Here is a 10,553-nt window from a genome sequence, read left to right as displayed (position 1 = left end):
CATCGAAGAGAGCCTGGGAGAAGTCGCCGAATACGCAGGACGCTCGATCCTTCGCACCTGACGATTGTGATGCTAAGCTGATCCTCGGTTTTCATCCGGGGATTGCGCTTTGCTGAATATAATTGAACCACAAACGCCGGACCACTTTGATGCGGTTCGGCGTTTGTGTTGGGAATATCGTGACTATTTGCTGTCGTTTAGTGGGAAGCCAAGGCGGATGGCCGAGGTGCTCTATCCCTATGACAAATACGCCCATCTGATGGAGGCCGTCGAAGCGGAACATACCCCTCCAAACGGGCGCACGCAGCTGGCCATGCTGGACGGGCAGGCTGTGGGGTGCGGCATGTTTCATACGATAGATAGGGGTGTCGCTGAAATAAAACGGGTCTATGTCAATGAAGAAGCGCGTGGCACCGGGGCCGGATGCGCACTTATGCAGTCGCTGATCGAAAAGTGCCGAAATGACGGATATGACTATATCCGAATGGATACGGGCAAACACCAGGAGGCAGCGACTCGATTATACCTTTCGTTGGGCTTTGAGTTGCGCAACGCCTATTCCGATATCCCTGAGATTGCCAAGGAGCAACTGATCTTCTTTGAAATGGCGCTGCGCCCTGATAAATGCTGAGAAGTCGCTAACTACCGTTTTTTATTCATAATTACCCTGTTTTATTGTCCATTGGCAGCGCAATTTTGGGCACTGGGCTGGCACAAACATCGTTATGTGTGAACTTGTACCTAACGTAGGGTAAGCGTCGTGGCCTATACTGATGGCATTGCAGTAAGGGGGGCTACAATGTCTGTATCAAAATTCCTTCTGGCGATTTCAGTACTCTCCGTCAGTTTCCTGGCCGCTTGCGCGGGCCCGGGCACCTATCCAATCACAGGGATGGAAGTGTCTCAGGATGACCCGGTCAAGGAGATGTACAATCCGGATCTGATTTTCCGCGGGGAATCCCGCTAAAGCGTCCTGCTCATCAGCATGTAACGCTCGCGGGGTCTGAAACCCGCACGTAAGTACAGTTTTTGCGCCGCCTCATTGGTGCGGTCGACCTCAAGATGCAGGGCAGTCAGCCCCGCTTCGGCAAGAGCTTTGGGGAGTTCGTGCAGTACTTCGGTTGCAATGCCGCGTCCTCGCACGGCTGGGCGGATGTATATCTCGTCCACGAACCCGTCCATGCCTCCGAATTCTACCGACCAGCCAAAAGTCAGGATGATGTATCCCAGCGGTGCCCGACCTGGCCCGATCAGATAAACACACCCGTGGGGGATGCCTTCGAGTAGGGGCAGAAGAGCCTCACGCCGTTGATCGGCATCCTGCTGGATGCCTGTCTCAGTATGGAAAGCAGCGACCAGAGCCATGAGGCGGTCCAGATCTTCGGGACGGGCAAGGCGGAGAGCGGCACTCATAGCTTCGCCAGTCGTTCAGTCAACAGCGCGAAAAAGCCATCCGCATCAACTTCGCCCATGAACATCGCATTTGGAGGGTGATCGGTGACGCGCCACCAATCCGCGACAGTCATTCCCATGGTCAGCTCAGACTGCGTCTCGATTTGTACGTTGATATGCCGTCCTTTGAACAGTTCAGGCTGGATCAAATAGGCAGTCACACAAGGGTCATGTAGCGGCGCACCCTCGGACCCGTACTTTTCCATGTCGAACCGTTCGAAAAAGTCGGTCATCTCGGCTACCGCATGACCAACTTTGGTACCTAGTGCGCGGAAGGCATTGTTGCGTTGCTTCGTGACCAGCGCATCATGCGTGACGTCCAGCGGCATAACCACAATGTGAACGCCGGATTTGAACACGACTTCAGCGGCTTCCGGGTCGACGTAAATGTTGAATTCTGCCGCTGGCGTGATATTTCCGACCTCGAAATACGCCCCGCCCATCAGTACGATTTCCTGTACCCGGTCAATGACATTGGGCGCCTTTTGAAACGCCGTTGCGATATTGGTCAGAGGGCCCAATGGGCAGAGCGTCACCGTTCCAGGTTCGTGCGCGCGCAGTGTGTCGATGATGAAATCAACGCCGTGGCCTTCGGTCAGTTCCATTTCGGGATCTGGAAGCTCAGGGCCGTCCAGACCGGTTTTTCCATGCACATGTTCCGCCGTCACCAATGGGCGGTTAAGCGGTCGGTCGCACCCGGCATAGACAGGTATGTGGCTGTGCCCGGCCAGTTCGCAGACAATACATGCGTTCTTGGCAGTCAACTCCAACGGCACATTGCCAGCGACAGCGGTGATACCCAGTACTTCGATCTCTTCCGGGCTGGCTAGTGCCAGCAGAATGGCGACGGCGTCGTCCTGGCCGGGGTCGGTGTCGATGATGATCTTGCGCGGTGCCATGGCTGCCCTCTGGAGTATCGAAGGGCGGACACTGACAAGTGCCGCCCGCGTTGTCCAGTGGTTTTAGGCGTCGGTTGCAGCATCCACAGGCGGGAGTTTGCCGTTGGCCCGATGCTCCTCGATCTTCACTTCATCCCATAGGGAGTCCATTTCTTCCAATGTACTGCCAGAGGGGGTTTTTCCACACGCTGCCAACCGCGCCTCGACCTGTTCAAAGCGGCGGGTGAATTTGGCGTTCGTACGGCGTAGGGCAGCCTCGGGTTCGACGCCCAGATGTCGACCCAGATTGACTATCACGAACAGCAGGTCGCCGAATTCATCCTCAAGCGCGTCCGCGTCTTTGCTGTCGCGTGCCTCTTCCAGTTCAGCGGCTTCTTCGGTGATCTTGGCAAGCACGTGGCTGGCATCGGGCCAGTCGAACCCAACACGGGCGGCACGTTTCTGCAGTTTGTGGGCGCGCAGCAGGGCGGGCAGGTTGGCAGCAACACCGTCCAGCGCGCCTTTTTGCTCCTTGCCGGCACGTTCGGCGGCCTTGATGGTCTCCCAGTCCAGCGTCTGTTGCTCGGCGGATTTATCGCGGGATTCGTCCCCGAAGACATGCGGATGACGGGCCACCATCTTGTCTGACATGGTGCGCACCACGTCCTGAAAGGCGAAATGTCCGGCTTCCTCGGCCATCTGAGCGTGAAACACGGACTGGAACAGCAAGTCGCCCAATTCGCCCTTCAGTTCGTCCCAGGCCTTCCGTTCGATGGCGTCTGCGACCTCATAGGCTTCTTCGATTGTGTAGGGGGCGATGGTACCGAAATCCTGTTCGACATCCCATGGACATCCTGATTTCGGATCGCGCAGACGGCGCATGATTTCCAGTAAACGCTCGATCCCGGCGTCCGAGTCATGGATCAGCGGATTTTCAGCCATTGCGAAGCCCCTTATTCCGGTGTCAGATGCATCCATCTCGCAGCTTGGATCAGGAGTCCACCCCAGATGCCCGTCGTCAACCGTATTGCTGGTTATGCCGCTGACATGACCAAATGGCGTCAGCACCTGCATTCGATCCCCGAACTGGAGTTTGATTGCTTTGAGACTGCAGCATTTGTGGCGGAACGCCTGCGCGAGTTCGGTGTGGATGAATTGCACGAGGGCATCGCTAAAACCGGAATCGTCGCAATCATCAATGGGCAGGGCGAGGGGGCAACGATCGGTTTGCGTGCGGACATGGATGCGTTACCGATTCCAGAAGAGACCGGTGTTGATTATGCCTCGAAAAAAACGGGCAATATGCATGCCTGCGGTCATGACGGTCACACAACAATGTTGTTGGGCGCGGCACGTTATCTGGCCGAGACGCGGAATTTCAGCGGCCGGGTTGCTTTGATCTTTCAACCCGCCGAAGAGGAAGGCGGTGGAGCCGGAGTGATGGTCGAAGAGGGCATCATGGATCGCTTCGGTATCTCTCAGGTCTATGCGCTGCACAATGCCCCCGGATTTGACGAGGGCTCGTTCTACACAACGCCGGGTCCGATCATGGCGGCCGTCGACACGTTCGAAGTGCACATTCAGGGGGTTGGCGGGCATGGGGCCATGCCGCACGAAACCCGTGATCCGGTCATGGCAGCCTGCGGTATCGCGCAGGCAATCCAGACGATCGTCAGCCGCAATCACTACGCTTTAGATGATCTGGTGGTGTCTGTGACGCAGATTCACACAGGTACAGTGAACAACGTGATCCCCGATACGGCCTTTATCAACGGTACGGTGCGCACCTTCGATCCCAACGTCCAGAAAATGGTGATGGAGCGGATGGAGCAGATCGTGCAGGGGCAGGCGACCTCATATGGTGTCACGGCGCGTTTGGATTATGATGTGAGCTATCCCGCCACCATCAACGATGCCGACAAGGCCGCTTTCGCCGCCGATGTTGCGCGCGAGGTCTCGGGGGCTGAGCGCGTTAATGGCAATATGGGTCGCGAAATGGGGGCCGAGGATTTTTCCTACATGCTTCAGGAACGGCCCGGTGCCTATCTGTTTCTCGGGCAGGGTGAAGGCGCGGGCCTGCACCACCCGAAATACAACTTCAACGACGAAATCGCGCCGGTGGGTGCATCCTTTTTCGCGAGAATCGTGGAAAAGGCGCTGCCTGTGGCTTGACGTTAGCGCGCGTCGCCGACCCGTCGGGAACTTTGGGAGGAAGATAACCCGAAATGGCATTGGAAGATGCAAAAACTCAGGTGGACGAGGCGTTCACCAACCCGGACCTCAAGGGGTTGTCGTTTGAGAATACATTTGGCGGAGCGACATCGTTTCTGCGCCGGCTGTACACGAAAGAACTGAAGGGCGTCGACATTGCGGTGACCGGTGTGCCCTTTGATCAGTCAGTGACCAACCGTCCCGGCACACGCTTGGGACCGCGCGCGATCCGCGAGGCCAGCGCCCTGCAATCGCCGGATGCGCCCTATGGCTGGCCTTTCGATGCACTGAGCGAGTTGGCGATCATCGATTATGGCGACATGGCTTATGACTATGCCAACATCCCGGCTTTTCCTGACACGCTGACCGAGCACATCCGTACCATTCTGGCGGCTGATGTGGCCTCGGTCACGCTGGGCGGGGATCACTATATCAGTTTTCCGATCCTGAAGGCCTACGCCGAGAAATACGGGCCGATGTCTCTGCTGCAATTCGATGCGCATACGGACACGTGGGCCGACGATGACATGTCCCGCGTGGATCACGGCACCATGTTCTATAAGGCGGTGAAGCTGGGGCTTGTGGAGCCGAAGCGTTCAGTCCAGGTGGGAATACGCACGAGTAACGAGGACACTCTGGGTGTTAATATCATCGACGCACGAGAAGTGTACGAGTCCGGTCCGGCCGCCGTGGCGCAAAAGATCAAGAGCATCCTGGGCGACAGCCCGGTTTATCTGAGCTTTGACATTGACGGTCTAGATCCGGCTTTTGCACCGGGTACCGGCACACCTGTATGGGGCGGGCTGACCTCGATTCAGACCCAGATCATCTTGCGCGACATCGCTGGGATAAACATCAAGGGTGGGGACGTGGTCGAGGTTTCGCCACCGTTTGATACCTCGGGTGCAACAGCGATTGCAGGGGCGCATGTGGCGACTCAGATCATCTGTCTGCTCGGGTGGGACAAGCTGACTTAAGAGTTTTGTCTGGGGCGTTAACTCTTGGTTAGCCAAACTTCCGGTATTTGTTTCCATGAATGGCCGGATGGGAGAACAACACGCATGATAGACTTCAACCAACCGATCAGCGGTAATGATCTTGCGCGGTTTTCAGGGCCGAACACCTTCATGCGGCTGCCTCAGGCGTCTTCGCTGGAGGGGTTGGATGTGGCGGTTCTGGGAATTCCGATGGATATCGGAACTTCGTGGCGGTCGGGCACGCGGTTCGGACCGAAACAGATCCGCAGCGAAAGCGCGATGATCAGGCCCTACAATATGGCCACTTTCGCCGCGCCCTTTGACAGTTTGCAAATCGCCGATATCGGCGATTTGGCGATCAACACGTTTTCGCTGCCGGACAGTCTGAAGATCATCAAGGAAAGCTATGACGGCATTCTGGCGCAGAACGTGATCCCGGTCGCGATGGGTGGGGACCATTCGATCACTCTGCCTATTCTACGCGCGATTGCCGCCAAGCATGGTCCGGTGGCGCTGGTCCACGTGGACGCTCATGCCGACGTCAATGACGAGATGTTTGGCGAGCGTGAGACCCACGGCACAGTCTTTCGCCGGGCTTATGAGGAAGGGCTGATCGTTCCTGACAAGACTTTTCAGATCGGCATTCGCGGTTCGGGCTACGCCGCCAGTGATTTTACTGAGGCCCAAGGCTGGGGTTTCCGCCAGTTTCCCGCATGGGAGCTGTGGCAGCAAAACCTGACCGAGATCGGCTCGCAAATCCGCAAGACGGTGGAGGATCATCCGGTCTATATCACCTATGACATCGACAGTTTGGATCCGGCTTACGCACCCGGAACCGGTACGCCCGAAATTGGCGGGCTCACTACGCCGCAGGCACTACAATTGATACACGCGCTGCAGGGGATGAACGTTGTGGGTTACGATCTGGTTGAGGTTTCTCCGCCCTACGATCCTTCCGGCAACACAGCGTTAACTGCAGCGAACCTGTTGTTCGAATTGCTGTGCATCCTGCCCGGGGTGACGCAACGGTAGGCACCCGACTGGGTTGTGCTGCTTGTGCTTCGGGATAGGGTCCGCTGAAAGGACAGGATCGGGATGAAGAAGATGGTGCTTTTGCTGTTTGTGGGGGCGGTGGTAGTGGCTGGCGCCTATGTCCGTCTGGCACCGTCCGATCCTGGACTTTGGCATGCCAGCCCAATTGGCGAGGCGGATCGGGATATGGCAGGCGGCGTGATCCGCGTGATCGAAACCGGCCCGGACGGTTTGGCGCGTCTGGACGCGATTGCGCGCGAGACGCCTCGGACCCGGGTACTGGCCGGTTCGGCAGAGGAGGGGATGGTGACTTACGTCACGCGCTCACTCGTGGCGGGATTTCCTGATTATACGACAGTGCAGCAGGACGGGGACAGGCTGCGCATTCATGCAAGGTTGCGCTTTGGGCGCAGGGATTTCGGGGTAAATAAGGCGCGGGTTGATGAGTGGCTAAGTAACCTGAAATGATTTGAGAATGCTACTCAGCGTCTCAATATCGGTGTCATGAGCGAATACGAAAGAAAGTTTCCATGCGCGGTTGAAGAGTTGAGGCGTGCCGGCATATGGAAAACTGCGAAAGTGCCCGCTTCAATTAGGTAATTAAGAAAATTGGGTTTCGAACCAAGGCCGCAGTGGTACCATTCCGTGGCCGTAAGTATCGCATGCCGCACGTTGACGTTCCCAACGATTCAGATCGTTCTCAAATATCTGAATGGGTGGAGGCCGGGAACCCACAACCTGCGGCCACTAATATTTGAATATTCTGGCGGCAGCGTATTGGCGGGAGGCCAGTTTTAAGCATTTATTGGCAGGGATTGTAGAAGGAAGAAACTTAGCCGCTGGCGTGACCTTTGAGGGTCAGAAAACCCAATTCTCACAAGTTTGCAAACCCGTTCTTTGGTTCGGAGTTCTGCTGCAATCCTGACGACAAACACCCTTCCTGCACCTCACGCCACATCGGCACGTTCAGCGACATCTGGCATTGCGCCATAAACATCCTGCCATCGACCTGTAGACAAATCATCTCGCCCAGCTCGACGCGGGTGCCTGATTTGTCGGTACAATAGCAATCTTGAACCTTGCCACCAGGGCCTACGACGTCGGCCATTGCAGGAGTGGCGCAAAGGGCGAGAGCAAGTACAATCCGTTTCATGCATATAAGCTTAGCACAAGCCTGGCCCTTGACCAAAGCCTCGGGATGATAGACACCGCCCGAATGATCCCAGAAGAACGCCTTGAACAGATAACCCAGCGATTCCAATACCTCGAAGCTGCCATGGCTGACGGCGCCTCGGGCGGGGACATCGCGGCATTGGCTAAGGAATACTCTGATCTCAAGCCTGTCGTCGATCAAATCATGGCTTGGCGTCAACTCGTGGCTGATCTGGCCGAGGCAGAGGCGATGTTGGCCGACCCAGATATGAAGGAACTGGCCGAAGAAGAACTTGCCGGTCTTAAAACCAGCATCCCGGAAGCTGAGCATGCGCTGCAACTGGCGTTGTTGCCCAAAGACGCGGCGGACGCGCGTCCAGCAATGCTGGAAATCCGGCCGGGCACCGGCGGCGACGAGGCGGCGCTGTTCGCCGGCGACCTGTTGCGGATGTACCAGCGATACGCCGAGGCGCGCGGTTGGCAAATTGAGATCATTGAAGAACAGGCGTCCGATCTGGGCGGAATCAAAGAGGTTGTCGCCCATATCAAAGGGGACAATGTCTTTGCCCGGATGAAATACGAATCTGGCGTACACCGCGTGCAGCGCGTGCCTGAAACCGAGAGCGGCGGGCGGATTCACACCTCGGCGGCCACGGTTGCAGTTCTGCCCGAGGCCGAAGATGTAGACATCCAAATTGACGCCAATGACCTACGCATCGATACAATGCGCAGCTCGGGCGCGGGTGGGCAGCATGTAAACACGACCGACTCGGCCGTGCGGATCACGCACTTGCCCAGCGGCATCGTGGTAACCAGCTCTGAAAAATCTCAGCATCGCAACCGCGAGATTGCCATGCAGGTGCTGAAGACGCGTCTTTACGATCTGGAACGCCAGCGGATCGACAGTGAACGCTCGGCGGACCGGGCCAGCCAGGTGGGGTCGGGCGACCGTTCGGAGCGGATCAGAACTTACAATTTCCCGCAAGGGCGCATGACCGATCACCGTATCAACCTGACGCTCTATAAGCTGGATCAGGTGATGCAGGGCGATCTTGACGAGGTGATTGATGCATTGACTGCCGACGATCAGGCGCGCCTGTTGGCTGAGATGGCGCAATGACCGGCGCACAAACAGCGGCACAAGCAATGGTTGCGGCCACCGCGCGCTTACGTGCGGCAGGCGTGCCGGATCCGGCACGCGACGCGCGTCTGTTGTTGGCTCATGCCGCCCGCGTTGAAGCTAGCCGCGTAACCCTGATTGCCCCTGAAGAACTGCCTTTGGATATCGCCGAGCGCTATGACCAGTTGGTCTCGCTGCGCGCTATCAGGGTACCGGTTTCACATCTGTTGGGCGAACGGGAGTTTTATGGCCGTCGGTTTCGGGTCAGCGGCGATGTACTGGACCCGCGACCGGAAACCGAGGCGCTGATTGAGGCGGCACTTAGCCAGCCTTTCGATCATGTACTGGATTTGGGCGTAGGGTCAGGCTGTATTCTGATCACTCTTTTAGCAGAACGATCCAGTGCTTCCGGCGTAGGTGTTGATCTTAGCGAGGCTGCGTGCCTGCAAGCCAGCGCCAATGCGGTACAGCATCAGGTGCAGAATCGGATTGAAGTTCTCCAGTCAAACTGGTTCGAGAACATTGAGGGGCAATTTGATCTGATTGTTTCAAATCCGCCGTATATCTCGCTGTCCGAAATGGATGAGCTGTCCCCAGAAGTTCGCGAGCATGAACCGCGTCTGGCTCTGACAGATGAAGGTGACGGGCTGGGCGCTTATCGCCATATCGCGGCTTCCGCACCAGATTTTCTGGCACCAGGGGGGCGAATATTGGTGGAGATCGGGCCGAAACAGGCCGCAGATGTCTCTGCTTTGTTCGATGCAGCGGGCTTATCAAATATCCGCGTGATCCCCGATCTGGATGGCCGCGACCGCGTTATCGGCGCCAAAATGCCGGGGTAAAATGCGTTATTGCGGCTAAAAAACGCCGGTGAAAGTAAAAAAGCTGCGAATTTTCCGAGAAACCCCTTGTCTGCGCGGGCAGGACATGTTTACTCAGGATTAGTCGGCGAGGTTGACGCTGTTTCAGCGCACCCCTGACGCCAAGCCCAAAAAAGTCGACAATACGTTACGGCACAAGCCACTGAGCAGCGTAAGGTACGGGTTGATCGACAGCGAATGACAAGGCTGACGTAAAGTAAGATGAGATCCTCCAAATCCCGCTCGCGGGCCAAGAACAACCGCAATCGTCCTTCTGGCGGCAACGTCGTAAACCGGGTTTTTGACAGCTCGGGCCCTGAGGGCAAAGTGCGCGGCACACCGCAGCAGATCATTGACAAGTACAATCAGTTGGCGCGTGACGCTCAGCTGTCCAATGACCGTGTGGCCGCCGAAAACTTTCAGCAACACGCCGAGCATTATCTGCGCATGTTAAGCGAAGCGCAGCGCGAGATGGAAGCGCGCCGCGAAGAGCAGGAGCGCCAGAACCGCGAGCGCCAGGCCGAGCGTGACCGCGAACGCGCCGAACGCCAGGAACGCGAAGCGGCGCGTCAATCGGACCCGGCTGAAGCACCGCAACCGGATGTGATGGACTTCACCCCCGAGGCTGCTGCGCCCGAGTCTGGCCTGGTCGAGACTCCGGAAAGTAAAGGCGAAGCGCCTGCCGCAGGTACCGAGGCGCCGGAGCGCAAAGAAAAACCGGCGCGCAAACCGCGTGCCCGCAAGCCCAAACCTGCACCGGAACCGGCTGCGGATGACGGTGATGCTCCCGAGGCCGCGGAGTAACCGGACTTTCTCGGAACAGTACTGATTAAAAACCCTGGCTAGGTTGCCGGGGTTTTTTTGTTGTTTG

13 protein-coding genes are annotated in these 10,553 nt (G+C 57.2%); 9 read left to right on the top strand and 4 right to left on the bottom strand.

The annotated features are described in order from the left end of the window. Positions 1-217: 217 nt before the first annotated feature. Both AC2TCY_RS14270 and AC2TCY_RS14265 read left to right on the top strand, forming a co-directional pair. The gene (locus AC2TCY_RS14270) at positions 218-631 is read left to right on the top strand and encodes a GNAT family N-acetyltransferase (protein ID WP_480848278.1); all 414 of its coding nucleotides are present in this window, start codon (positions 218-220) and stop codon (positions 629-631) included. Positions 632-799: 168 nt separating this feature from the next. Further along, positions 800-967: a hypothetical protein gene (locus AC2TCY_RS14265; protein WP_480848276.1), complete on the top strand. Its 168-nt coding sequence runs from the start codon at positions 800-802 to the stop codon at positions 965-967. On the opposite strand, the gene AC2TCY_RS14260 is transcribed toward AC2TCY_RS14265, so the two are convergent. From AC2TCY_RS14260 to mazG, 3 genes are all read right to left on the bottom strand, one after another. After that, on the bottom strand, positions 964-1,413 hold the full coding sequence (locus AC2TCY_RS14260) for an N-acetyltransferase family protein (RefSeq protein ID WP_480848275.1): 450 nt from the start codon (positions 1,411-1,413) through the stop codon (positions 964-966). The two genes, AC2TCY_RS14265 and AC2TCY_RS14260, sit on opposite strands and share 4 nt — an antisense overlap. Beyond that, positions 1,410-2,351: a nucleoside hydrolase gene (locus tag AC2TCY_RS14255; protein WP_480848273.1), complete on the bottom strand. Its 942-nt coding sequence runs from the start codon at positions 2,349-2,351 to the stop codon at positions 1,410-1,412. Before AC2TCY_RS14255 ends, AC2TCY_RS14260 begins: the two co-directional genes overlap by 4 nt. A 63-nt stretch (positions 2,352-2,414) precedes the next feature. Next, a complete protein-coding gene (gene mazG / locus AC2TCY_RS14250; protein ID WP_480848271.1) occupies positions 2,415-3,272 on the bottom strand; it encodes a nucleoside triphosphate pyrophosphohydrolase in 858 nt (285 codons plus the stop codon). Between the two features lie 66 nt (positions 3,273-3,338). Here mazG and AC2TCY_RS14245 point away from each other — a divergent pair, with 66 nt between their 5' ends. The 4 genes from AC2TCY_RS14245 to AC2TCY_RS14230 all read left to right on the top strand — a co-directional run bounded on the left by AC2TCY_RS14245 (position 3,339) and on the right by AC2TCY_RS14230 (position 7,018). Continuing rightward, positions 3,339-4,502, top strand: coding sequence for a M20 aminoacylase family protein (locus AC2TCY_RS14245; protein WP_480848270.1), 1,164 nt, complete (start codon positions 3,339-3,341; stop codon positions 4,500-4,502). A gap of 53 nt (positions 4,503-4,555) precedes the next feature. Further along, complete coding sequence (gene speB / locus AC2TCY_RS14240) at positions 4,556-5,518, top strand: agmatinase (RefSeq protein WP_480848268.1); 963 nt, start codon at positions 4,556-4,558, stop codon at positions 5,516-5,518. 84 nt (positions 5,519-5,602) lie between these two features. Continuing rightward, positions 5,603-6,550: an agmatinase gene (speB, locus tag AC2TCY_RS14235; RefSeq protein ID WP_480848267.1), complete on the top strand. Its 948-nt coding sequence runs from the start codon at positions 5,603-5,605 to the stop codon at positions 6,548-6,550. Between the two features lie 63 nt (positions 6,551-6,613). Continuing rightward, positions 6,614-7,018, top strand: a complete 405-nt coding sequence (locus tag AC2TCY_RS14230; RefSeq protein ID WP_480848265.1) for a DUF1499 domain-containing protein — start codon at positions 6,614-6,616, stop codon at positions 7,016-7,018. 406 nt (positions 7,019-7,424) lie between these two features. Here AC2TCY_RS14230 and AC2TCY_RS14225 read toward each other — a convergent pair whose 3' ends face one another. Next, on the bottom strand, positions 7,425-7,703 hold the full coding sequence (locus AC2TCY_RS14225) for a hypothetical protein (RefSeq protein ID WP_480848264.1): 279 nt from the start codon (positions 7,701-7,703) through the stop codon (positions 7,425-7,427). A gap of 63 nt (positions 7,704-7,766) precedes the next feature. Between AC2TCY_RS14225 and prfA the strand changes: the two genes are divergently transcribed. From prfA to AC2TCY_RS14210, 3 genes are all read left to right on the top strand, one after another. Then, positions 7,767-8,822 (top strand): peptide chain release factor 1, encoded by a 1,056-nt coding sequence (prfA, locus tag AC2TCY_RS14220; RefSeq protein WP_480848292.1) that lies wholly within the window; start codon positions 7,767-7,769, stop codon positions 8,820-8,822. Continuing rightward, a complete protein-coding gene (prmC, locus tag AC2TCY_RS14215; RefSeq protein ID WP_480848262.1) occupies positions 8,819-9,664 on the top strand; it encodes a peptide chain release factor N(5)-glutamine methyltransferase in 846 nt (281 codons plus the stop codon). Before prfA ends, prmC begins: the two co-directional genes overlap by 4 nt. Positions 9,665-9,904: 240 nt before the next feature. Next, positions 9,905-10,486: a DUF4167 domain-containing protein gene (locus AC2TCY_RS14210; protein WP_480848260.1), complete on the top strand. Its 582-nt coding sequence runs from the start codon at positions 9,905-9,907 to the stop codon at positions 10,484-10,486. The last annotated feature ends 67 nt before the right edge of the window (positions 10,487-10,553 follow it).

Source organism: Ruegeria sp. HKCCD7181 (genome assembly GCF_057221055.1).
The sequence above is the reverse complement of the archived record's forward strand: the minus strand, read 5'-3'. Positions and strand labels throughout refer to the sequence as shown.

What these genes read in the sequence shown, in the direction of transcription:
- AC2TCY_RS14270 (WP_480848278.1), top strand. Translation starts at nt 218, where the DNA reads ATGGCCGAGGTGCTCTATCCCTATGACAAATACGCCCATCTGATGGAG.
- AC2TCY_RS14265 (WP_480848276.1), top strand. Translation starts at nt 800, where the DNA reads ATGTCTGTATCAAAATTCCTTCTGGCGATTTCAGTACTCTCCGTCAGT.
- AC2TCY_RS14260 (WP_480848275.1), bottom strand. Translation starts at nt 1,413, where the DNA reads ATGAGTGCCGCTCTCCGCCTTGCCCGTCCCGAAGATCTGGACCGCCTC.
- AC2TCY_RS14255 (WP_480848273.1), bottom strand. Translation starts at nt 2,351, where the DNA reads ATGGCACCGCGCAAGATCATCATCGACACCGACCCCGGCCAGGACGAC.
- mazG (WP_480848271.1), bottom strand. Translation starts at nt 3,272, where the DNA reads ATGGCTGAAAATCCGCTGATCCATGACTCGGACGCCGGGATCGAGCGT.
- AC2TCY_RS14245 (WP_480848270.1), top strand. Translation starts at nt 3,339, where the DNA reads ATGCCCGTCGTCAACCGTATTGCTGGTTATGCCGCTGACATGACCAAA.
- speB (WP_480848268.1), top strand. Translation starts at nt 4,556, where the DNA reads ATGGCATTGGAAGATGCAAAAACTCAGGTGGACGAGGCGTTCACCAAC.
- speB (WP_480848267.1), top strand. Translation starts at nt 5,603, where the DNA reads ATGATAGACTTCAACCAACCGATCAGCGGTAATGATCTTGCGCGGTTT.
- AC2TCY_RS14230 (WP_480848265.1), top strand. Translation starts at nt 6,614, where the DNA reads ATGAAGAAGATGGTGCTTTTGCTGTTTGTGGGGGCGGTGGTAGTGGCT.
- AC2TCY_RS14225 (WP_480848264.1), bottom strand. Translation starts at nt 7,703, where the DNA reads ATGAAACGGATTGTACTTGCTCTCGCCCTTTGCGCCACTCCTGCAATG.
- prfA (WP_480848292.1), top strand. Translation starts at nt 7,767, where the DNA reads ATGATCCCAGAAGAACGCCTTGAACAGATAACCCAGCGATTCCAATAC.
- prmC (WP_480848262.1), top strand. Translation starts at nt 8,819, where the DNA reads ATGACCGGCGCACAAACAGCGGCACAAGCAATGGTTGCGGCCACCGCG.
- AC2TCY_RS14210 (WP_480848260.1), top strand. Translation starts at nt 9,905, where the DNA reads ATGAGATCCTCCAAATCCCGCTCGCGGGCCAAGAACAACCGCAATCGT.